Origin of the sequence: Mesorhizobium sp. B2-5-11, from assembly GCF_006440835.1 — a bacterium.
Lineage (GTDB): Bacteria > Pseudomonadota > Alphaproteobacteria > Rhizobiales > Rhizobiaceae > Mesorhizobium.
In genome coordinates, this window is the sequence record NZ_VFUK01000004.1 from 1 (window position 1) to 22,475 (window position 22,475).

23 protein-coding genes and 1 pseudogene are annotated in these 22,475 nt (G+C 63.5%); 11 read left to right on the top strand and 13 right to left on the bottom strand.

Annotated elements, in window-relative coordinates; translation table 11 throughout:
* The coding region (locus tag FJ490_RS13760; RefSeq protein ID WP_140729372.1) for a sulfate ABC transporter permease subunit at nt 1-576 on the top strand (576 nt) is incomplete at its 5' end.
* A 127-nt stretch (nt 577-703) separates the two neighbouring features.
* Complete coding sequence (locus FJ490_RS13765; RefSeq protein WP_140767660.1) at nt 704-1,744, top strand: sulfate/molybdate ABC transporter ATP-binding protein; 1,041 nt, start codon at nt 704-706, stop codon at nt 1,742-1,744.
* A gap of 14 nt (nt 1,745-1,758) precedes the next feature.
* Here FJ490_RS13765 and FJ490_RS13770 read toward each other — a convergent pair.
* Both FJ490_RS13770 and FJ490_RS13775 read right to left on the bottom strand, forming a co-directional pair.
* Nucleotides 1,759-2,156, bottom strand: a pseudogene (locus FJ490_RS13770) (type II toxin-antitoxin system VapC family toxin).
* Complete coding sequence (locus tag FJ490_RS13775) at nt 2,156-2,431, bottom strand: antitoxin (protein WP_140499835.1); 276 nt, start codon at nt 2,429-2,431, stop codon at nt 2,156-2,158. Before FJ490_RS13775 ends, FJ490_RS13770 begins: the two are co-directional and overlap by 1 nt.
* Nucleotides 2,432-2,598: 167 nt before the next feature.
* Between FJ490_RS13775 and FJ490_RS13780 the strand changes: the two genes are divergently transcribed.
* Nucleotides 2,599-3,585 carry a sulfate ABC transporter substrate-binding protein gene (locus FJ490_RS13780; protein WP_140728491.1) on the top strand — a complete coding sequence of 329 codons (987 nt, stop codon included), beginning with the start codon at nt 2,599-2,601 and terminating at the stop codon, nt 3,583-3,585.
* A gap of 257 nt (nt 3,586-3,842) precedes the next feature.
* The gene (locus FJ490_RS13785) at nt 3,843-4,292 is read left to right on the top strand and encodes an Rrf2 family transcriptional regulator (protein WP_013530871.1); all 450 of its coding nucleotides are present in this window, start codon (nt 3,843-3,845) and stop codon (nt 4,290-4,292) included.
* A 62-nt stretch (nt 4,293-4,354) separates the two neighbouring features.
* Here FJ490_RS13785 and FJ490_RS13790 read toward each other — a convergent pair whose 3' ends face one another.
* From FJ490_RS13790 to FJ490_RS13820, 7 genes are all read right to left on the bottom strand, one after another.
* Nucleotides 4,355-4,837: a gluconokinase gene (locus FJ490_RS13790; RefSeq protein ID WP_140728511.1), complete on the bottom strand. Its 483-nt coding sequence runs from the start codon at nt 4,835-4,837 to the stop codon at nt 4,355-4,357.
* Nucleotides 4,838-4,906: 69 nt separating this feature from the next.
* Nucleotides 4,907-5,893, bottom strand: coding sequence for an ABC transporter permease (locus FJ490_RS13795; protein ID WP_140499839.1), 987 nt, complete (start codon nt 5,891-5,893; stop codon nt 4,907-4,909).
* A complete protein-coding gene (locus tag FJ490_RS13800) occupies nt 5,890-6,870 on the bottom strand; it encodes an ABC transporter permease (RefSeq protein ID WP_140499841.1) in 981 nt (326 codons plus the stop codon). Before FJ490_RS13800 ends, FJ490_RS13795 begins: the two co-directional genes overlap by 4 nt.
* Nucleotides 6,871-6,883: 13 nt before the next feature.
* Entirely contained in the window at nt 6,884-8,431 is a 1,548-nt protein-coding gene (locus FJ490_RS13805; RefSeq protein ID WP_140499843.1) for a sugar ABC transporter ATP-binding protein, read from the bottom strand.
* A gap of 79 nt (nt 8,432-8,510) precedes the next feature.
* Nucleotides 8,511-9,638: a sugar ABC transporter substrate-binding protein gene (locus FJ490_RS13810; RefSeq protein ID WP_140499844.1), complete on the bottom strand. Its 1,128-nt coding sequence runs from the start codon at nt 9,636-9,638 to the stop codon at nt 8,511-8,513.
* A 309-nt stretch (nt 9,639-9,947) separates the two neighbouring features.
* Nucleotides 9,948-10,976, bottom strand: coding sequence for a LacI family DNA-binding transcriptional regulator (locus FJ490_RS13815; RefSeq protein WP_140499846.1), 1,029 nt, complete (start codon nt 10,974-10,976; stop codon nt 9,948-9,950).
* Between the two features lie 164 nt (nt 10,977-11,140).
* Entirely contained in the window at nt 11,141-12,385 is a 1,245-nt protein-coding gene (locus FJ490_RS13820; protein WP_140500151.1) for an MFS transporter, read from the bottom strand.
* 198 nt (nt 12,386-12,583) lie between these two features.
* Here FJ490_RS13820 and FJ490_RS13825 point away from each other — a divergent pair, with 198 nt between their 5' ends.
* A complete protein-coding gene (locus tag FJ490_RS13825) occupies nt 12,584-12,871 on the top strand; it encodes a DUF3175 domain-containing protein (RefSeq protein ID WP_140499848.1) in 288 nt (95 codons plus the stop codon).
* A 33-nt stretch (nt 12,872-12,904) separates the two neighbouring features.
* Here FJ490_RS13825 and FJ490_RS13830 read toward each other — a convergent pair whose 3' ends face one another.
* Entirely contained in the window at nt 12,905-13,681 is a 777-nt protein-coding gene (locus tag FJ490_RS13830) for a FadR/GntR family transcriptional regulator (RefSeq protein WP_140500153.1), read from the bottom strand.
* Nucleotides 13,682-13,783: 102 nt separating this feature from the next.
* The gene (locus FJ490_RS13835) at nt 13,784-14,680 is read right to left on the bottom strand and encodes an NAD(P)-dependent oxidoreductase (RefSeq protein WP_140500155.1); all 897 of its coding nucleotides are present in this window, start codon (nt 14,678-14,680) and stop codon (nt 13,784-13,786) included.
* A gap of 118 nt (nt 14,681-14,798) precedes the next feature.
* Between FJ490_RS13835 and FJ490_RS13840 the strand changes: the two genes are divergently transcribed.
* Complete coding sequence (locus FJ490_RS13840) at nt 14,799-15,737, top strand: NAD(P)-dependent oxidoreductase (RefSeq protein WP_140666837.1); 939 nt, start codon at nt 14,799-14,801, stop codon at nt 15,735-15,737.
* A gap of 136 nt (nt 15,738-15,873) precedes the next feature.
* Here the strand turns inward: FJ490_RS13840 and FJ490_RS13845 are convergent, their stop codons facing one another.
* On the bottom strand, nt 15,874-16,656 hold the full coding sequence (locus FJ490_RS13845; protein ID WP_140728490.1) for a FadR/GntR family transcriptional regulator: 783 nt from the start codon (nt 16,654-16,656) through the stop codon (nt 15,874-15,876).
* A 181-nt stretch (nt 16,657-16,837) separates the two neighbouring features.
* Complete coding sequence (locus FJ490_RS13850; protein ID WP_140580041.1) at nt 16,838-17,827, bottom strand: sugar-binding protein; 990 nt, start codon at nt 17,825-17,827, stop codon at nt 16,838-16,840.
* 455 nt (nt 17,828-18,282) lie between these two features.
* Between FJ490_RS13850 and FJ490_RS13855 the strand changes: the two genes are divergently transcribed.
* The 5 genes from FJ490_RS13855 (at nt 18,283) to FJ490_RS13875 (ending at nt 22,457) form a co-directional block, all read left to right on the top strand.
* Complete coding sequence (locus tag FJ490_RS13855) at nt 18,283-19,026, top strand: ATP-binding cassette domain-containing protein (protein ID WP_140500157.1); 744 nt, start codon at nt 18,283-18,285, stop codon at nt 19,024-19,026.
* Between the two features lie 61 nt (nt 19,027-19,087).
* On the top strand, nt 19,088-20,086 hold the full coding sequence (locus tag FJ490_RS13860) for an ABC transporter permease (protein ID WP_140580042.1): 999 nt from the start codon (nt 19,088-19,090) through the stop codon (nt 20,084-20,086).
* Nucleotides 20,087-20,263: 177 nt separating this feature from the next.
* Nucleotides 20,264-21,091 carry an AraC family transcriptional regulator gene (locus FJ490_RS13865; protein ID WP_140630792.1) on the top strand — a complete coding sequence of 276 codons (828 nt, stop codon included), beginning with the start codon at nt 20,264-20,266 and terminating at the stop codon, nt 21,089-21,091.
* A gap of 117 nt (nt 21,092-21,208) precedes the next feature.
* Entirely contained in the window at nt 21,209-21,652 is a 444-nt protein-coding gene (locus FJ490_RS13870; protein WP_140567548.1) for an SRPBCC family protein, read from the top strand.
* Between the two features lie 10 nt (nt 21,653-21,662).
* Nucleotides 21,663-22,457 (top strand): FAD binding domain-containing protein, encoded by a 795-nt coding sequence (locus FJ490_RS13875; RefSeq protein ID WP_140499860.1) that lies wholly within the window; start codon nt 21,663-21,665, stop codon nt 22,455-22,457.
* Nucleotides 22,458-22,475 lie beyond the last annotated feature (18 nt).

Genomic DNA, 22,475 nt, shown 5'->3' on the forward strand with positions numbered 1-22,475 from the left:
TTCAAGGGCAAGGCCTTCCTGACCACGCTGATCGACCTGCCTTTCTCGGTCTCGCCGGTCATCTCGGGCCTGGTCTACGTGCTTCTGTTCGGCGCCCAGGGGCTGCTCGGCGCCTGGCTGAAGGCGCACGGCATCGTCATCCTGTTCGCCGTGCCCGGCATTGTGCTGGCCACCATCTTCGTCACCTTCCCCTTCGTGGCCCGCGAGCTGATCCCGCTGATGCAGGAGCAGGGCAATGGCGACGAGGAGGCCGCGCTGTCGCTTGGCGCCAATGGCTGGCAGGCCTTCTGGTATGTGACGCTGCCCAACGTCAAATGGGGGCTGCTTTACGGCGTGCTCTTGTGCAATGCGCGCGCCATGGGCGAGTTCGGCGCGGTCTCGGTGGTGTCGGGCCACATACGCGGCCTGACCAACACCATGCCGCTGCATGTCGAGATCCTCTACAATGAATACAACGCCGTCGGCGCCTTTGCCGTCGCCTCGCTGCTGGCCGGCCTGGCGCTGGTGACGCTGGTCCTGAAGACACTGCTCGAGATGCGTTACGGCGCCGAGATCGCCGCGGCGCGTGGACATTGATGCATGTCGCCCAAACGTGGAAACCGGTTTTGGGATAACGGCATGCATGATCAAGGATTTTGATGTCGCCCAAAAGCGGGAACCGGTTTTGGGATAACGACATGCAGCCACTACAAAGGGACTGTTGATGGAAGTTCGCGTTGCCAATGTGCGCAAGGAGTTTGAGCGGTTTCCCGCGCTCCATGACGTGTCGCTCGACATCAAGTCGGGCGAGCTGATCGCGTTGCTGGGGCCGTCGGGCTCGGGCAAGACGACGCTGCTGCGGCTGATTGCCGGGCTGGAGCGGCCGACGCGCGGCAAGATCTTCTTCGGCGACGAGGACGCCTCGCAGAAATCGATCCAGGAGCGCAATGTCGGCTTCGTCTTCCAGCACTACGCGCTGTTCCGGCACATGACGGTCTCGGACAATATCGGCTTCGGCCTCAAGGTCCGGCAGGGCTCGACGCGGCCGCCGGCGCAGGAGATCCGCCGCCGCGCCTCCGAGCTGCTCGACTTGGTCCAGCTCTCGGGCCTGGAAAAGCGCTATCCGGCGCAGCTATCCGGTGGCCAACGCCAGCGCGTCGCGCTGGCGCGCGCCATGGCGATCGAACCCAAAGTGCTTCTGCTCGACGAGCCGTTCGGCGCGCTCGATGCGCAGGTGCGCCGGGAACTGCGCCGCTGGCTGCGCGACATCCATGACGCCACCGGCCACACCACCGTCTTCGTCACCCACGACCAGGAAGAGGCGCTGGAGCTTGCCGACCGCGTCGTGGTGATGAGCCAGGGCCGCATCGAGCAGGTCGGCACCGCCGATGACATCTATGACAGGCCGAACTCGCCTTTCGTCTATGGCTTCATCGGCGAATCGAGCTCGCTTCCCGTCAAGGTCGAGAATGGCGAGGTCTGGCTCGCCGATCGCCCGATCGGGCTGTCGGCGCCGGAGGCCGCCAGCGGCAACGCCAGGCTGTACTTCCGCCCGCACGACGTCGAATTGCTGAGCGGCTGCTCTGGCTGCATCGCCGGCACGGTGGTCGCCAGCCGCCGCGTCGCCGGCACCCGCCGGGTGGAACTCGAGATCGGCGGCGAACGCCAGCGCGTCGAGATCGAGCTGCCCGTCGACCATCCCGCGGCGCAGAAGAGCCGGGTAGCGTTCCGCCCGGGCCGCTGGAAGCTGTTTCCGGCTGCTTGATATTAGACCGAGCACTACTCCAGCCAGTTCTCGATCTTGAGGTTGCGGATTCGGATGAACTCGCCCGTATTGGCCGTTACCAAAGTGATGCCCACAGCGCAGGCGTGCGCAGCAATAAAAAGGTCGTATAGTCAATGGGTTGGCCGGCGGCCTCCAGTTCTGCACGAAGGGCGCCATACTCTGCATCCGCCGGCACATCGAGCGGCAAGACCGGAATCTCAGCCAGCAATTGCTCGACTTTTTTGAGCAGCTTGGTTGATCCCTTCCTGGCACAGCCATATCGCAATTCCGAGGCAACCACGATACTTGTGCAAATGGCGTCGTCTCCCTCGCGGTCCACTGCATTGGCGGCTTTGCCAGCCGGATTTCGGATCATGTCACTGATGATGTTGGTGTCCAGCATGAACCGCATCAAAAAATGTCCTCGGATTCGACTGGCGCATCATTGATTTCGGGAAGATCGTCCTCGGGGCCGAGCGGCGGCTCGTTTGCCCATTGGGCGAGCAACGCGCCGAGCCCAGCTTTGCGGATCAGCTCAATGACAAGGCGGTCGCCTTCACGGCTGATCAGGACCTTCTCGCCGGGGAGCTCGAACTCGACAGGAATGCGCACCGCCTGGCTGCGGTTATTGCGAAACAGCTTCGCCTCCTTCGACGGCCGCGTTGTTGAATGGCGGTGTTGGCGCATGGTTGCCTCCTTTGTATATGCATATTGGGCGGAACAAAATTCTAATGACAGCGTTCATGACGACATTTTTTCTTACGGTGGCACCGCGAAACTATTGCACGTGCCTCGTCGGGCAAGTGGCGCAGGACTATGGTGAGGTGATTAAGCACTACACGGAGCCTTATTTCATGAAGCGATTTCTCCTCGGCGTCGCCACCGTCGCCGGCCTGTTCCTCGCATCTTCCCAAGCCTGGTCTGCCGACAAGCTGCTCAACGCCTCCTATGACGTCGGCCGCGAACTGTTCGTCCAGGTCAACAAGGCATTCATCGAGAAGCACCCGGGCGTGAGCATCGACCAGTCGCATGCCGGCACCTCGGCTCAGGCACGCGCCATCGCCGAAGGGCTCGGCGCTGATGTCGTCACCTTCAACCAGGTCACCGACATCGACTTCCTGGTCAAGAAGGGCCTCGTCTCGGCCGACTGGCAGAAGGATTTTCCCGACAACGCCTCGCCCTTCTATTCGCTGCCGTCCTTTCTGGTGCGGGCGGGCAACCCCAAGCACATCAAGGATTGGAACGACCTGGTGGGCGACGACGTGCAGGTGATCTTCCCCAACCCGAAAACCTCGGGCAATGCGCGCTACACCTATCTGGCGGCGACCGCCTACGCCAAGGAGGCCTTCAAGGGCGACGACGCCAAGGTGAAGGAATTCATCACCAAGTTGTTCAACAACGTGCCGATCTTCGACACCGGCGGGCGCGCAGCCACCACCACTTTCGTGCAGCGCGAGATCGGTGACGTGCTGATCACGTTCGAATCCGAAACCCGCGGCATCCGCAAGGAGTATGGCGACGACAAATTCGAGCAGGTCACGCCTTCCGTCAGCCTGCTGGCAGAATTCCCGGTGGCGATCGTCGACAAGGTCGCCGACGAACATGGCACGCGTGATCTGGCCAAAAGCTATCTCGATTTCCTCTATACGCCCGAGGGGCAGGACATCGCCGCTGACAATGGCCTGCGCGCCCGCGACACGGCCGTCGCCGCCAAACACAAGGCCGACTTCCCGGACGTGCGCCTGCTGACGGTGGAAAACGTCTTCGGCGGCTGGGACAACATCCAGAAAGAGCATTTCGCCGCCGGCGGCCTGCTCGACCAGGCCTATGGCAGCCGGTAGGATTTTCACGGCGCGATAGCACGTACGGTAAGCAAATCAGGAAAGCCGGCGCTTTGCCGGCTTTCGCCGTTTGCGGCAAAATATGGCAAATACGACGCCAGCCGCGCAAAAGGTTACGAAGAATCAACGCGTTTGCGCCTAACGTGCCGACAAATCGGCTTGTTCGCGAAACGGCAGCGCTCCACAAGCCCCGTCATCATTTGCACACAAACAGCCGCCAGATGCGGATTGTTGGGGCTTCATGGGTTGACTCGGGCATGCTGACTAAAAAAGGCAAATACGGCCTCAAGGCCCTCGTGCATCTGTCCGGCTTGCCGGCTGGCCAATTGGCCTTCGTCAACGACATCGCGGTCGCCAACAACATCCCGAAAAAATTCCTCGATGCCATTCTGGGCGAGCTGCGCAATGCCGGCTTCGTCCAGAGCCGCAAAGGCAAGGAAGGCGGCTATCGCCTCGCCCGCCCGGCCTCGGAGATCAAGATCGGCCATGTCGTGCGTGTGCTGGACGGGCCGCTGGCGCCGATCCCATGCGCCAGCCGCACGCAGTATCAGCGCTGCGAGGATTGCGACGAAGCGACGTGCCAGGTCCGGCACATGATGCTCGAGGTGCGCCAGGCAATCGCCGAGGTGCTGGACAACCGCAGCCTTGCCGCCATGCGCGATGCCGACAATGATGATTTTCCGGTCGAGTTGACGTCCCAGATCTAGATCCTGCGCATGCGCCGCGCTTGCCGGCGTAAGTCGCATGCCGGTATGGCGCCGATCAAGGTTCAGAACCGCCGCGTCATGCGCACCGCCTCGGCTACGAGATCGACGATCGGGTGCGTCGCATCGAGCGTCAGCGCCCGCTCATCCGCCGCCGGCGGCTCGAGAATGGCGAACTGGCTGTCGACCAGGCTTGCCGGCATGAAATGACCCTTGCGGCTGGCGACCCGCAGCCTAGCCATCGCCGGATCGATCTCCAGATAGAGGAAGACGATGTCTCGGCAAATGCCACGCAGGCGCTCGCGGTAGCTTCGCTTCAACGCCGAGCAGGCAGCGACCACGCCCCGCCCCTCACCGGCCGACGCTGCGATGCGCTCGCCGATTGCATCGAGCCAGCCTTCGCGCAGTTGATCGGTAAGCGGCTGACCGCTTGCCATGCGGGCGACGTTCTCGGGGGGATGAAGACGGTCACCCTCGATGAAGACCGCGCCCAGCGCGGTTGCCAGCGCTGCACCGACGACCGATTTGCCGCATCCGGCGACGCCCATTGCCACGATGACCGGCGCCGGCCCGTTGGTGCCTGTCGGCGATTGAACTGTCCTTTCCGCCACGATGGTCTAGCGGCTTGCCGGCGCGCGGCCGTAGAGCAGCAGCATGGCGACGATGACGACGCCGTAGATGATCTGCCTACCCGCCTCCGGCATCTGCATGACCGACAGTATGGATTGCAGGAGCGTGATCAGGATGACGCCGGCGACAGTGCCGAGATAGGAGCCGCGCCCGCCAAGGATCGAGGTGCCGCCCAGCACGACGGCCGCGATCGACGGCAGGAGATAGGCGTCGCCCATCGACTGCGCCGCCTTGGAGGCGTAGCCGGCAAGCAGCACCCCGCCGAAGGCGGAGAGCCCGCCGGAGACGGCAAAGGCGATCATCACCACGCGCCTTGTGTCGATGCCGGAGAGGTAGGCGGCACGCTCGCGGTTGCCGATGCCGTAGACGGTGCGGCCAAAGCCGGTGCGGGTCAGAACGAACACCATTGCGGCGCCGATCAGCGCCCAGATGATGACCGCGTTGGGAACTCCCGGAATGGCAAAGCCGGTAGCCAGGTAGCGCATGGCGCCGGTGGCCGAATCCTGGGGCGAGAAGCCGCCGGTGTAGACCACCATCAGCCCTTGCGCGACGGCGTTGGTGGCGAGGGTGATGATCATGGAGGGAATGCGCAAATAGGCGACGCCGATGCCGTTGACGATGCCGATCAGCACCCCGCACAAGATGCCGAATGGAATGGCCAACGCAACGCCGGCCGGGCCATAGGCGGCCGCAGCGCAAGCCATCATCGCGCCCGCCGCCACCGACCACGGCACCGACAGGTCGATCTGGCCGAGCAGGATGACCAGCATCATGCCGGTGGCGATGACGCCGAGAAACGAGGCCACCTTGAGCTGCTGCAAGAGATATTCAGGCGACAGGAAGCTGCGCGAATAAAGACTGCCCAGCAGGAGCAGGACCACGATGCAGGCAAAGGCCGTCAACACCGCGGGATCGGCGCGGCGAATGAATTTCGGCATGCGGCCGGCGAGGCCACCCAATGTCGTCTCGCTCACAGGAACCACTCCAGCCGGTTGCGGACCCGAAACAGGGCGAAGGCGCCGAGGCTGACGGCGATCAGCAGGATAACGCCCTGGAACAGCGGCTGCCACAGCGGATCGAAATCGAAGACGAACAACAGATCGCCGATGGTGCGGAAGGCGAGCGCGCCGAAGATCGCGCCAATGGCACTCCCCTTGCCGCCGAACAGCGAGACGCCGCCCAGCACCACGGCGGCAATGGAAAACAGTGTGTAGGAGTTGCCGCTGGCATAGGCCGCTTCGCCCGTATAGGTGAAGAACGTCAGGAACAGGCCGCCGATCGAGGCCAGCAGCCCCGCCAGCGTATAGGCTGCGAACTTGCCGCGCCGGATGGGCACGCCTGACATGTAGGCCGCCATTTCCGACGACCCTGCCGCATAGGCCGCGCGGCCAAGCACCGAACGGCTGAACGGCACCCAGATCACCAACACGACGGCCAGGAGCACAACCATGCTGGCCGGCACCACGTCAAACACACGGCCCGTCAGCGCGTCAGCCAGATCCTCGTTGACCGATCCGCCCGGGAACGGCCGCAGTAGAAGCCCGATGCCATAATAGACCGCGCCGGTGGCGATCGTGGCGACGATCGGCTGCAGCCGCCCGTAGATGACGATGGCGCCGTTGATCGCCCCGCACAGCAGTCCGACGGCCAGTACCGCCAACACGCCAAGCGCCGTCTGCACCGGCGTGCCCACCACCAGCCACGAGGCCAGGCAGTTGGTCAACAGGAAGATCATGCCGACGGAAAGGTCGATGCCCGCGGTGATCACCACCAGCGTCTGCGCCATGGCGACGAAGGCCAGCAGCACGCCCTTGTTGGCCGCCGTCTGCACGACATTGGCGGTGAAGCCGGCCGGATGGTTCGCGGTGTAGATGACGAACATGACGATGAAGATGCCAAGCGCCAGCAGCGTTCCGCGCTGCTCCGCCAACCAGTAGCGCCAATCCTTCACGCCAAAATCCCTTTCACGCGTTCGCTCCCCGGTTCACCGGGCTATCCCCGCCAGGCATGTTGAGCGCGCTTGATATCAGAGCCCGTTCGGTGATTTCGGCGCCCACCAATTCGCGCTTGACCGCCCCGTCATAGAGCACCAGCACACGGTCGCAGCAGCCGATCAGCTCGTCATAGTCGGTCGAATAGAACAGGATTGCCGCCCCCGCGTCCGCCAGCTTGCGCATCAGCTGATACAGCTCCTGCTTGGTGCCGACATCGATGCCGCGCGTCGGATCGTTGAGCAGGATGATGCGCGGCTGGCGCATCAGCCATTTGGCGATGACGACCTTCTGCTGGTTGCCGCCCGACAACGCGCCGACCGGAATGTCGAGGCCGGCCGTCTTGATCGCCAGCAGGCCGACCATGTCGTCGATAAGCCGCTGCTCGGCGGCGCGGTCTATTATGCCGCCTTTCGACAGCCGGTCGAGCGCGGCGAAAGACAGGTTCTCGCGCACCGTCATCGGCAGCATCAGGCCTTCGGTCTTGCGATCCTCGGGAATGAGCGCCATGCCGATGCCGTTCTCGCGTGCGGCGGCGGGGCTGGCGATGCCCACTGGCTTACCGTCGACCAGGATCTGGCCGGAAAGGCCACGCAGGACGCCGAAGAAAGCGAGCAGCAATTCGCGTTGGCCCTGCCCGTCGAGGCCGCCGAGGCCGACCACCTCGCCTGCCCTGACCGACAGCGAGATGTTGTGCAGGCGATCCGTCCAGGAGAGCTTGCGGGCTTCGAGCACCGGCGCGGTGGTGGCCGGCGCGAATGTCGGCTTGGGCGGGAAGATATGGCTGTATTCGCGCCCGATCATCAGTTCGACGACTTCACTGTCGCTCTTCGAGCCGGCGGGATAGCTGGCGACATTGCGGCCGTTGCGGAACACCGTGCACTGGTCCGCCAATTCGGCGATCTCGTTCATGCGGTGCGAGATGTAGAGCAGCGCCAGCCCTTCCGAACGCAGCCGCTTCAGCACGGCGAAGATCTTCGACACATCCGCCGCCGTCAGTGCCGAGGTCGCCTCGTCGAGGATCAGGATGCGTGGCTTCCTGGCCAATGCCTTGGCGATCTCGACCATCTGCCGGCGTGACAGCGGCAGGTCCTTGACCAGCGCCAGCGGATGAATGTCGGATGCTCCCGCACGCGCCAGCGCGTCCTCGGCGATGCGCCGCTGCGCCTTGCGGTCGATCATGCCGAAGCGTTTCGGCGGATCGGATATGACGATGTTGTCGGCGACGCTGAGTTCGGGAATCAGCGACAACTCCTGGAAGATGCAGACTATGCCGGCCTTGTTCGCGGCGCCCGGCGAGGCGAAGGTCGCCTCTCGCCCGTCCAGCACCATGCGGCCCTCGTCGGGCGCAACGACGCCCGCCATGATCTTGATCAGCGTCGACTTGCCGGCGCCGTTTTCGCCGAGGATGGCGTGGATGCTGCCGGCCTCGACCGACAGGTCGGCCTTCTCCAGCGCCCGCACGCCGCCATAGCGCTTCGATATGCCTTCCATGCGCAAGAGCGGAGCCGCAACGTCCATCAACCCTCCCAGGGCGCTCGAACATTCAAGAACCGGCGCCGCGGCTTAGCCGCGGCGCCGAAACGATATCCACTGGAAACTACTGATTTTCCTTGGTCTGACCCATGATTTCCTGGGCGCTGAAGTTGATGCCGCAGGTCGGGAAGGAGTTGCCGACGAAGAAATTGTCCGACTCTTTCGGGAAGTAATCCGTGCCTTCCTTCATGTTCGGATCTTCGGCGATCGCCAGCGGCAGCTTCACCTCTTGCGGCACCACTTCGCCTTCGAGCGCTGCAATCGCGGTCTTGATGGCGACGGCGACCTGGGCCGGGCCCGAGCCCGCGGAAGAGCACTTCAACCCGTCGGCCGAATGCGCCGCGCAGAACTTGCGGAAGCCGTTTTCGGTTTCACCGCCAAAGGGCACAAACGGATGCTTGGCGTCGATCATCGCCTGCACGATGCCGGTGTCGCCGCCCTGGCCGGTGATGCCGTCGAATGGCCCGTTGGTGGCGATCGCGTCGGCGGTGACCTTCTGTGCCACGCCGTCGTCCCACTTGCCGGCGACTTCGGTGACGTCCCATTTCTTGCCGGAAGCGTCGAGCACCTCGTGGATGCCGTTGTGGCGATCGGTATCGACGGAGGTGCCGGCAACGCCGCGCACTTCGAGAATCTTGCCGCCATTCGGCACCTTCGCGACCAGCCATTTGGCCCACAATTCGCCGAGGCCCTTCTGGTCCACATTGACGTTGATGGCATCCTTGGTGTCGAGGATGTTGTCGAAGGCGACCAGCACGATGCCAGCCTGCTTGGCGCGCTTGATGACCGGGCCGAAGGCAGTCGGGTTCTGCGCGTCGGTGACGATCGCGTCATAGCCGGAATCGATGAAGTTGTTGATCGCCGAGATCTGCGCCGGCACGTCCTCGCCGGTCGAGACGACCTTGAATTCCTTGATCTTGGCTTTGACGTCCGGCTGGGCGGCATAGGCCTTTGCGGTCTGCACCATCTGGATGCGCCAGGTGTTGGCGATATAGCCATTGGCGAAGGCGATGCGGTATGGGCCTTCCTTTTTGGGATATTTGAAGAATTTCGTGTCCGCGCTCCAGGGCGCGAAGCAGTCGGCTTGGGCGGCCGGGCCCGGCACGATCTCGGGGCCGGCGGCCATGGCGGCCGAGTTGAGCATGACGAATGTGCTGGCGGCAACGATGCCACCTACCAGTGACTTGATCATCGATAATCCTCCCATTTTGTAATTCTGACGTGGTTTCGCGATGTGAATTTCCCACGGTCGGCTCCGGCTCCTCCTGCCTTGCCGTACCTGCCTTTCCGATGGCCAATGGTCTAGGCGATGCCTCCTCCCCCGTCGTTCCCAGGTTGCTGGGAAAATAGCATATTATACATAATAAACAAGAATTAGTTGTCGCTTATGTATAATAGACAGGCGCCGTACCGTTGCATTTCTCTTTCCTGTCCGACGACGACGGTAGCGCTACCATGAACGGTGTGTAAAGCGCCCTTTCTCTTGATCGCGAAAGCGTGTTCAGCGCGCCGTGCTCTCGCGGCGCATGAGTTCGAAACCGAGATCCACGACGCGCTGCTGCGGAGGCTCGCCTCCTATCGCCGCCAGCGCCATGGCCACTGCCCGCCGTCCGATCTCGTAGCGGGGCGTGCGGATGCTGGTGACGGAGGGAAACGCCACCTGCATCATGTCGAGATCGTTGAAGCCGACGATGCCGATCCTCTTGGGCACACCGATCGAAGCGCGATGACACTCGAACAGCGCGCCTAGCGCGATGTCGTCATTGTTGCAGAATACGCCGTCGAGCGTCGGCATCTTGGCCAGCGCGTCGCGGAAAAGTTCGCGTCCCAGCGTCACACTGGACGGCACCGGCGTGGTGGTGATCAGTCGTGGATCGAACAGGCCGGCTTTCTCCACTGCCATGCGGTATCCGGCCAAGCGCCGCTGCGAGCGCGGATCCATGCGCGCGCCGATGAATCCGATGCGGCGGTAACCCGCTTCGAGCAGATGCTCAGTCGCCGCCCTGCCCCCGTCCAGATGCGAGAAGCCGACCATCATATCGACCGGGTCCGGGCCGGTTTCCATGACCTGGACCACCGGGCAGCCTGCATTCTCCAGCAGTTTTCGCGAGGCCGGCGTCTGGTCGATGCCGGCCACGATCAGCGCCGCCGGCCTTTGCGGCCCGAACACCTGCAGCAGCCGTTCTTCTTCGAGGCCGGAATAGTGGGTGTTGCCGAGCTGGATGCGGAAGGCGCTATCCGACAGGCTGTCATAGATGCCACGCACCACCTCGGCAAAGACGTTGTTGGTAAGCGACGGCACCAGCACGCCGAACACCTCGGCGCGGGCCGAGGCCAGCGCCCGCGCGTTGGGATCCGGCACGTAACCGAGCTCGTCGACGGCGGCCTGGATCTGGCGGCGCAGGTCCTGCGAGACCCGCTCCGGCTCGCGCAAAGCACGAGACACGGTGATGGCGCCTACGCCCGCCTTGCGCGCGACGTCTGATATGGTCGGGCGGCCGCCGCCTCGGCGCGAGCGCGGCTTGATCAAGGACAGGCTCCATGCGGTGCGTGGCCGCCAAGGCGCTGCCGCAATACGATCGACGTTGCTGTCGCCATTTCACCAGCCTGTGCCGCACCACTCGCCTCTGGCGTCGCGCAGCCCCGGCCCGTTGTCAAGCCGAGGCGCTTGCGGGCGAGTGCTTCCGCTCTGCCTCAGGCCATCGCCGTTGCGCCGCGTCTTGCCTTCCAAAGCACCAGCACCATCACCAAGATGTTCAGCAGGTTCCAGGCGATGCCGTTCAGGAACGCGGCGGCGTAGGAGCCGGTCAGGTCGTAGATCCAGCCCGACATCCAGCCGCCGATCGCCATGCCGAAAATGGTCGCCATGATGACAATGCCGACGCGTTGGCCGGCCTCCCTGGCGGGCATGTATTCCCGCACGATGATAGCATAGCAGGGCACGATGCCACCCTGCGACAGGCCGAAGACCAGCGAAACGACGTAGAGCGAGGCAAGCCCGTCGAAGGGAATGTAAAAGAACAGTGACAGGCATTGCAGCACCGAGCCGATAAGCAGGGTCTTCACCCCGCCGATGCGGTCGGCAACGAAGCCCGAAGCCACGCGGCTGACCACGCCGGCCGCCATCATGATCGACAGCATGTCGGCGCCATGCGCGACGCCGTAGCCGAGATCCATGCAGTAGGCCACGATATGCACCTGCGGCATCGACATCGCCACGCAGCAGCCAAGACCAGCAATGACAAGCAGCACCTGGAGTGCCGTCGGCGACAACGAGATCGGCTGCACCAGCCGGCTGCCCGCGGAACCGGCGGCCGCGATCGGGGCGCCGCGCCGCAGCATCAGCACCAGCGGCACCATGGTCGCCAGGCAGAAGATGCCGATGGCCACATAGGTGAAGCGCCAGCCTTCCGCCTTCATCAGGGGTGGCATGACGGTAGGCCAGATCGTTCCGGCGAGATAGCTGCCGGCCGCGGCCGCCGCCACGGCGACGCCGCGCCGGCGGTTGAACCAATGCGAGATGTCAGCGATCAGCGGCCCGAAGATCGCCGATGTACCGACCCCGATCAGCAAGCCCTGGGCGAGCGTGAACTGCAGGATCGAGGTCGACAGCGCCGCCAGCAGGAAGCCGGCAACCAGCGCCATCGAGGAAACAAGCGCCGGGATCCAGTAGCCGACACGGTCGATGGCGCGCCCGACCAGAACGTTTCCGGCGGCAAAGCCGACCATGGTCGCGGTGTAGGGCAGAGCGGCGTCGGCCCTGTCGACGCCGAACTCGGCCTGCACGGCCGGCAGCACCACGACCACGGCCCACATGCCGACGCCGCCGACTGTTGACAAAAGCATCGACACCGCCAGCCGTATCCATGCATGCGAGCTGTCGACGACCGCATTGCCGGCTGCTGGTGAGGAGAAGATCGAGGCCAAGCTGTTTCCCATTCCGTCATCGACATTGACCATGGTCGCGGTCATGCGGCCTAGCGGCCGACGGTCCTTCCACCACTATCGGCGCATTCGCGGCGCCGAGCAGCGCCACGTGGGTAATTCCATGGTTCCAGGGTTCGCCGGTTCCGGGCTCACCGGAACGTGCGACGATGAAGGACGTTTTGCAATCGGCTCAACGCGAAGGAGATTGCCATGACCGCGAAACGGAAATGGTCGGCTGAGGTGACCGAGCACAGCAATGCCATGGATCTCGAAGACCATGTCTTCGAATCCCACGACCCGAAGAAGATCGCGGCTTCGCTCAAGCGGTCGGCCGAACACAGCGACCGGCGCAAGGCCGAACCGTTCCAGTCCGCCATGTCGATGCTGAACTTCTACATCAACCGTGCCGGCAAGAACCTGCCGGCGAAGCAGAAGAAGGTGCTCGAGGACGCCAAGGACGAACTGCGCGCGGCGTTCGGACGTGAGAAGGAAGAGTAGGCAGCAAGCCGCGTGACGGGTTCCTGGAACGGCTTATCGTGACCTGATCACGCCGTCTGTGTTGGCGAGCAGCTTGCGCACCGCGGCACGCGCCGCGTCGGGCCGCTGCAGGCGGATGTTCTTCTCGATCGCCTCATGCATCTTCTGTGCGTGCTGCAAATCGTCGAGTTCCCGCGTCGTATAGGTGAAGAGATGGTCGAAGGCGGATTCGATCAGCACCCCGAGCGGCACCAGCAGGTCGTTGCCAGACGCCCGCAGGATCGCGAGATGAAAGCGCGTGTCGGCGCGGGTGCGCTCCTGCAGGCTTGGTGCCTCGCCCATCTCGCGGCAGGCCTGGCTGATTTCGGCCATCTGCTCGTCGGTCCGCCGCATGGCGGCAAAAGCGGATGCCTCCGGCTCGATGATGTGGCGGAATTCCTGCACCGTCTTCAGAAATACCTCGCGGTCCGGCGAGGTCGCGTACCAGGCAAGCACGTCGCGGTCGAGCAGATTCCAACGTTCTTTCGGCTCGACCCAGCTGCCGATCTTCGGGCGCGAGGCGAGCAGGCTTTTGGCCATCAGCATCTTGATCGCCTCGCGTACCGCCGAGCGGCTGACGCTGAAGGTCTCCGACCATTTGGCTTCGTTGGGCAGGATGGTGCCGGGCGGATAGTCGCCGCGCACGATCCTGAGCCCGATTTCGCTGGCCAGCGAGGTGTGCACGCTGGAACCCGGAATGCGCGCCGCATCGGTGCGGCGAACGCCGGCCTGACGCTCGGCCGATGCCGCTTTTGCCGGCGATTTTTCCTTGTTCGGCTTCGCGTCCCGCATAGTGTCCAGAAAGTCCGGATTGAGCAAGCTGTCAAGCACGGCAAGCGGGTTCACCCGCAAAGCCGGCTTCTGTGCACAGCTCAACCCCGGCGGGGCCTGTTTTCAAGAGATCCTCACGTATTTGCGCCAGCTGTGTTCCGGCCGAAAGCCCAACATGTCGCGCGCCTTGCGATTGGACAGCAGCGTCTCGAATTCGCCGAGCTCACCCTTGACCGGCACACCGGGATAGAAGCGCTTCAGCAGTTCCGCGGTCGGCAGGTCCGACGACGTGTCGTCATTGGCAGCGTTGAACACCTGGTAGCCGAGCCCATCCTTCTCGATGGCGCGCAGCGTGATCTGGCCGAGGTCGCGCGCATCGACATAGCTCCAGGCGATGCGCTTGCGGAAACCGGGATCGGCGAACCATTTCGGAAACAGGGAGTATTCGTGCGGTTCGATGACGTTGCCGATGCGCAATGCATAGATGTCGGCACCGTCGCGCTGCGCAAAGGCCCGTGCCGTCTTCTCGTTGACCACCTTGGAAAGGGCATAGCTGTCCATCGGATCGACGTCGTATTCTTCGTCGAGCGGGAAATATTTCGGCGTGCGCGGCTCGTTGGCGAAGACCAGCCCGTAGGTGGTCTCGCTGGAGGCGATTATCACCTTGCGGATGCCGAGCTTCACCGCCGCCTCGATGACATTGTAGGTACCGAGCGCGTTGATGCGGAACACTTCGTTGTCGGGCGTGATCATGATGCGCGGGATCGCGGCGAAATGCACCACGGCGTCGACGGGCTGGGGGCGCAGCGACGGGTCGAATTCATGCAAGCCCGCATAGCTCGACAGCGCGTTGAACACCTGCCCGCTGTCGGTGATGTCGGTGATCAGCGTGCGCACCTTGGGATTGTCGAGCGGCTTGGTGTCGATGTTGAGCACCTGGCAGCCCTGCTCCACCAAATATTGCACGACGTGGCGCCCGGCCTTGCCGCTGCCGCCGGTGAACATGATCCGCTTCATTATTCTGGTCTCCACGAAAGCTCAGGAATTATGTGTATTGTCAGACAATATTGCTTTCTGCAACCGCTTGCGGCTAAAAGAGCGGCGACATTATCGATAATCGCAACACAGGACAGACAGCATGAACACGACCGCCGCGAGCGAGAAGATCGGCTTCATCGGCCTTGGCCTGATGGGTCATGGCATCGCCAAGAACATCGTCGATAAAGGCTATCACCTGACCTTCCTCGGCCGCAAGAATCGCAAGCCGGCGGAGGATATGGCTAATCGCGGCGCCCACGAAGCCTCGACCTCCCGCGACGTGGCGGCGGCATCGACGATCGTCTTCATCTGCGTCACCGGTTCGCGTGAGGTCGAAGCCATCATTCGAGGCCCCGGCGGTCTCAAGGAAGGATTGAGAAAAGGCTCGGTAGTCGTCGACTGCTCGACCTCCGACCCAGTCTCGACCGTTGCGCTGGCCGCCGAACTCAAGGCGCTCGGCGTCAACTATGTCGATGCACCGCTCAGCCGCACGCCGAAGGAGGCTTGGGAAGGCACGCTCGACGCCATGGTCGGCGCACCCGACGCCGTCTTTGCCAGGGTCAAACCGGTGATCGAAACCTGGGCCGGCCGTATCGTCCATATCGGCGACACCGGCGACGGCCACCGCATGAAATTGCTCAATAATTTCGTCTCGCTGGGCTATGCGGCGATCTATTCCGAGGCATTGGCCTTGGCCGAGAAGGTCGGCATCTCGCCGCAGCGCTTCGACAGCGTCATCCGCAACGGCCGCATGGATTGCGGCTTCTACCAGACCTTCATGCGCTGGACGTTGGAGGGCGACCGCGACGCCCACAAATTCACTATTGCCAACGCCTTCAAGGACTTGACCTACCTCGAATCGATGGCGGGTTCTGCCGGCATTGCCAACCCCCTCGGCAACGCCACCAAGAACGCTTTCGCCGGAGCACACGCCACCGGACCGGCCGAGCAGTACGTGCCGATGCTGGCCACCCATATCGGCAAGGTCAACGGTGTCGATCTGATGCCGATGAAAGATGGAAAGAAACAGACGATTTAAGGGTGAGAAGCGGTCCGCGCACCGGATGAAAAGCCAATAGCTTGGCTTTTCGAGCTTCGAACGCCGGGAGCCTGCGAAAGGCCGCAGAAGGCTACGCATTGTCCATAGAAAGGTGATCACCAAGCGCGAGCGTCGATCACCCTCGCCCTCTTCCGATCCCTTCATCCGTATCGGCGAGCAGCTTGTGCACGGCGTTGCGCGCCGCTGTGGGTCGCTGCAAACGAATATTCTTCTCGATCGCCTCATGCAGCCTCTGGGCCCGCCGTTGGTCGCCGACCTGCTGAGTCGTGAAGACGAAGAGATGGTCGAGCGCCGACTCGATGAGCACGCCGAGCGGCACCAGCAGGTCGTTGCCGGACGCCCGCAGGATGGCGAGATGAAAGCGCGTGTCGGCCCGGATGCGCTCCTGAAGGCTTGCCGCCTCGCCCATCTCGCGGCAGGCCTGGCTGATCTCGGCCATCTGCTCGTCGGTCCGCCGCACCGCGGCAAAGGCGCTCGCTTCCGGCTCGATGATATGGCGGAACTCCTGTACCGTCCGCAGGAACACCTCACGGTCCGGCGCGGTCGCGTACCAGGCGAGCACGTCGCGGTCGAGCAGGTTCCAGCGCTCCTTCGGTTCGACCCAGCTGCCGATCTTGGGGCGCGAAGCGAGCAGGCTTTTGGCCATCAGCATCTTGATCGCCTCGCGCACCGCCGAGCGGCTGACGTTGAACGTTTGCGACCATTGGGCTTCGTTGGGCAGGATGGTGCCTGGCGGATAGTCGCCGCGCACGATCCTGAGCCCGATCTCGCTGGCCAGCGAGGCGTGCACGCTGGCACCGGGAAAGTGCGCCGCATCGGGCCGGCGCATGGCGACCGGACGGCGGCCGGCCTGTGCCTTGGTCCGAATGGCTCGCTTGTTTGATTTTTCGTCCGGCATCCACGTTCCAATGCGTCGGCCGTACCTGTTCCGGTCAGGAACTGTCGGTCCGCCGATGCCATTGCCGAAAAATTCGAAGCTCGGGCGCGCCAACGCCGGAGCCGCTGCCCCTGAAATGCGTGTCCCTGTTCGTCAGCAGAGGTGGCGGGGCGCCCGTCGGCGAGCGCCCCGATCGAGACGCCTACTTCTGGATGCAGGTGTCGACCGTATCCTTGGTGCATTCGTCGAGGCCGGTGAACACCGGATCATCGACCTTCTTGCCTTCGACCAGGTCGATCATCACAGACGGCGCCTTGTAGCCCATCTCGAACGGCCGCTGACCGACCAGCGCGGTGACAAGGCCATCCCGCGCGATCGCCACCTCGTCGCCGATCGTGTCGGCGGCGCCGATGACGAAGTCGTTGCTGGCCAGCTTGTCCTTCAACGGTCCGACCAGATCGCGATAGGGCTGCGGTGCGCCGAACAGCGGCCAGCCGCCCATGATGCCGAACGCATCGAGCTTGGGGTTGGCGGCAAGGATGTCGGTCATCGCCTGGACGCCCTTGGCGCCGTCGTCGTTGGTGAACACCGGACAGCCCGCCACTTCCGTCCAGCCGCCTTCGCCGGCAAGGGCTGCAAGTCCTTCCTTGCCCGACAGCGCGTCACGCATGCCTTGCGCGCGGCGAAGAATGTTGTCGGCCGCCGGATTGCCCTCGATGGTGCAGATCGTGCCGCCATTCGGCTTGGCCTTCTTTATGTATTCGCCGATCTTCTTGCCCATCAGATAGTTGTCGGTGCCGAGATAGGTCTTGCGAAGTGCTGCGTCTTCCTTGGCAAGGTCGGCATCGACGGTCATGATCGGGATCGACGGGTTGGCGCTCTTGATCGTTTGCGCGATCAGCGGCGCGTTGGACGGCGAAATCGCCATCGCCACCGTGTCCGGCTTGCTCAGCATATCCTGCACGATCTGCGCCTCGCCGGCCTCGTCGGAAGTCGACGCCGGACCGGTGTAGAAGCACTCATACTCCGAGTTGGCGTTTTCCTTGTTCCATTTCTCGCAGCCCTGGTGGATCGCCTCGAAGAACGGATTGTCGAGACCTTTCACCACGATGACGAGCTGCTTCTTGGCCAAAGCCGGCCCGGCGCCCAACGCCATGGCGGCGACGGCGGCGAGCAAAACTGTTTTCCTCATGTCAGTCCTCCCTTGGAAACAGACGGACACGGCGTGCCCGCCACACAGATCGGCCGAATGCGAGATGACAGAAGCAAGCGCTCGTGCCGCCAGGCCAGGCCGATAAGTATTTTCAGATGCGACCAGCCCGGCAACGATGCCGGCACGATCGATAATCCTCTACCGGTTGCCCCGTCAAACGACGTCGTCAAAGCCGGCATATCTTCCTCCGACGCTCAACTAATAACGGCTTGCTGCCAACGTCAATTGCTATTTGTCCTACAAAACGGATTTTTCCCGAAAAGCGGGATCTCATTCGTCCGACAATTGCCCAAATCTTATTCGTCAGACAATTGACGCCCGCGCAGGCATTTGCGTAAATGACCGGGTCGCTGCTTCCGGGAGGAGCTGGGGTAGCGAACCGAAGCCGTCGCCCCTTCCGGGACAGACGGCCAGACATGGGAGGCAAAAGGCTGGTGGCGGTTCTCGAACTCACCAACATCTCGAAGCATTTCGGCGCCATCCAGGCGGTGAACGACGTGTCGCTGTCGATCGAGCCCGGCCAGGTCGTCGGCCTAATGGGTGACAACGGCGCCGGCAAGTCGACGCTGGTCAAGATGATCGCCGGCAATTTCCGCCCGAGCCACGGCACCATGCAGATGGACGGCAAGGATCTGATCCTGCACAAGCCGGTCGAGGCCCGCCAGCACGGCATCGAGATCGTCCACCAGGATCTGGCGCTGTGCAATAATTTGACGGCGGCGGCCAATGTCTATCTCGGCCGCGAACTGCGCCGCGGCGTCGGGCCCTTCCGTATCCTCGACTATGCCGCCATGTACAAGCGCGCCGGCCAGATATTCGCCGAGCTCAAATCCGAGACGCGCCCGCGCGACCTCGTCAAACAGATGTCCGGCGGTCAGCGCCAGGCGGTGGCGATCGCCCGCACCATGCTGTCGCAGGCCAAGATAGTGCTGATGGACGAGCCGACGGCGGCGATTTCGGTCCGTCAGGTCGCCGAAGTCCTCAACCTGATCCGCCATTTGCGCGACCAGGGCATCGCCGTGGTGCTGATCAGCCACCGCATGCCCGACGTTTTCGACGTCGCCGACCGCGTCATCGTCATGCGGCGCGGCAGGAAAGTCGCCGACAAGGCGATCGCCTCGAGTTCGCCCGAGGAAGTGACAGGGCTGATCACCGGCGCCATCGAGCAGGTGGTGTGAGAGCGGCAAAACCGGATTTCATTGCGCTGGCGCGTTTCGCTCCCGGCAGGAAAGGTCGATAATGGCAGTCACCCTTGATCAGACGATCGCGCAGAAACAGCACAGTTTTCTGTCGCGGCTGCTCTCCAGCCAGACGTTCTGGGTGGTGATCGCCGTCATCCTCGCCTGTATCTTCCTGTCCTTTGCCACGGATGCCTTCGCCACCCCGAAGAACCTCTTCAACATCACCCGCAACGTCACCTTCGTCGCCATTGTCGCGCTGGGCATGACCTTCGTCATCATCACCGGCGGCATCGACCTCTCGGTCGGTTCGGTGCTGTGCCTGTGCTCGATGGTGCTGGCCGTTACCATGCATGCCGGGTTTTCGATCGAAGTCGGCATCCTGGCTTCGATCGTCACCGCACTCGTCATCGGCGGCTTCAACGGCATTCTGATCGCCTATCTCGGCTTTCCGCCCTTCGTGGTGACGCTCGGCATGCTGTCGATCGCCCGCAGCCTCGCCATGGTGGCCTCCAACAACACCGTCGTCTTCCAGTTCGGGCCCGATCACGACAAGCTGCTGGCGCTGGGCGGCGGCGCCTGGCTGTTCGGGATCGCCAATCCGGTGCTCTACATGATCCTTTTGGCGCTGATCACCGGCTTCGTCCTGCGCTGGACCAAGTTCGGCCGGCACATCTTCGCCATTGGCGGCAACGAGCATGCGGCGACGCTGACCGGCGTTCCGGTGCGCCAGATCAAGGTCGCCGTCTACATGATCTCGGCGTTGTCGGCGGGAATAGCCGGCATCATCCAGACCGGCTGGCTGGGCGCCGTCACCACCAATCTCGGCAACGGCATGGAGCTGCAGGTCATCGCCGCCACCGTCATCGGCGGCGCCAATCTCGCCGGCGGCGTCGGCACCGCCTTTGGCGCCATCGTGGGTGCCGCCCTCATCGAGGTGATCCGCAACAGCCTCGGCCTGCTCGGTATTAACGCCTTCTGGCAGGGCACCTTCATCGGCGGCGCCATCCTGCTGGCGGTGCTGTTCGACCGCATCCGCAACTTCAGGCGAAGCGACTAAAAGCCTGTCTTCGCCGAAGCGGCGTTCATTTCGGTCCTATCGCTCAGTCTGAAAATCGGCTGAAGCGGCCTGCCGCGAATACCGGGCGTGCGGCTATGCCTTGACGGACACGGAAAACCGGCCGCACAATCCCCAAGCAGGCGAAGGGAGGCCAGTCGCCTGCGGGAGGATATACCCATGACGGAAGCGATCAGGCTCTACTGGGGCCGGTTCGGACATGTTTCTGTCCTGAATGTCGCGAGCGACTTCGTCACCCATGCCCATGTCGAGGCACATCTCATCATCTGGCTGGAAGGCACCGCCGGCGAGATGACCATCGGCCGTGAGACGGTCCTGCTTGGACCTGGCACGGCTGCCGGCATCAACTCGCTGCAGCCGCATAGCCATGTGCTGTCGCACGACGGCACCCCAGGCCTGTTCCTCGCCTTTTACATCGACCCGGACTGGGCACGGCGGCGCCGTGACCTGCCCTCGTCCGCGCCGCTTTTCGCGCAGGCGGCAATCACGCTCGAACCCTGGCTGCACCAGGCTGCTGCCGGCCTGCTCGATCATCTGACCGACAATGAGAGCATCGACGATGTCGCCAATTACGAGATCGAGCGCTTCATCGACTCGGTGCTCGATGCCGCCGACGCTTCAGCTCCGCAGGAGCCGCGTGGCCGCGTGAACACCATGCAGGATTTCCGCGTCCGCAAGGCGATCCAGCTGATGAAAGCCAATGTCTGCGAGCGTATCTCCTTCGATGACGTGGCGCGCAGCGTCGGCCTGTCGCGGCCGCATTTCTTCGCCCTGTTCAAGGAACAGACCAGTTTGACGCCCAACGTCTACTGGAACACGCTGCGCATGGAGGAAGCGGTGCGCCAGCTCCAGTGGTCGCATGAGCCGCTGATATCGGTCGCCTGCAATCTCGGCTTCACCACCCAGGGCAATTTCTCGCGTTTCTTCCGCGACCATGTCGGCGTGCCGCCGACGCTCTATCGCGAAGCGGCGCGAGCAGTGTCCTGACGGGCCGGAAAGCGGCTATTTTCAGACTGATTGATACGTGCCCAAGACGCATTGATAAGCACCGCGACCACGATCGGCCTACCGTCCCAAGCAGAACGTTTGCAGGGGAAAGAGCATATGGCTGATGTCACCATCTCCACCGTCATCGACGCGCCGGTCGAAAAGGTCTGGGCGCGCATCCGCGACTTCAACGGACTGCCGAATTGGCATCCGCGCATGGTCGAAAGCCATATCGAGGACGGCAAGGACGCCACCACGATCGGCTGCGTGCGCAACTTCCAGCTGGCCAGCGGCGCGCGGCTGCGCGAAAAGCTGCTCGATTTCTCCGATGAGAATTTCCTCGTCAGCTATTCGATCCTGGAAACGCCGCAGCCGCTCACCAACCACAGGGCTACGCTGCAATTGCGGCGCGTCACCGACGGCGACCGCACCTATGCCGAATGGACCGCCAGCTTCGACGCAGCACCCGAAGAAGCCGACAAGCTGGCCGAGGGCATGGGCGCCAATGTCTTCCAGGGCGGCTTCAACGCCCTGAAGAGCCATTTCACCGGCCAGGGTTGAGGAGCGGGCCATGGCGCTGGCATTGCAGAGTTTTGCAACGGTGAAAGACGCCAGCGCGGCGCTGAAAGCCGCCGGCACGCGCTATCTCGGCGGTGGCACGCTCGTCTTGCGCGCCGCCAATGAGGGCGACGTTTCGGTCTCCGGCCTTGTCAGGTCGACCGACCCGGCCTTGTCGGTCATCACGGTCTCCGGCGGCACGATCCGCATCGGCGCTTCGGTGACCATGGCGGCGATCGCCCGCCATCCCGAGCTCGGCCAGCTTGCCAAGGCCGCGCGTGCCGTTGGCGGTCCGGCGATCCGCAACATGGCGACCGTCGGCGGCAATCTGTTTGCGCCAAGCCCCTATGGCGATTTCGCAGTCGCCCTGCTGGCGCTGGACGCCATGGTGAGCACCAATGACGGCGAAATGCCGATGGAAGCGTTTCTGGCCAAGCGGGGCGGGAGCCGCGCGATCGTCACCTCGGTCAGCTTCACGCGGCCGGCGCAGGGAAGCTTTCGATTCGTGAAGGTCTCGCGGGTAAAGCCCAAGGGCGTCTCGGTGCTCAGTATCGCCGCTATCCTGGAACAAGCCGGCGACGGCACGATATCCTCGGCGCGCATCGCGCTCGGTTGTATGGCCGACCGGCCGATGCGAGCCAAGACAGCCGAAAAAGCGCTGCTCGGCAGGACACTGGACGCGGACGGCATCGCTTCGGCACTGGCCGCCGCGGGCGACGGCACCGCACCAATCACCGACCCGATCGCCAGCGCCTGGTATCGCGCGCAAGTGCTGCCGGTTCATCTCGGTCGGCTGCTGCTCAGCTAGTCACATTCGGGGCGCGCG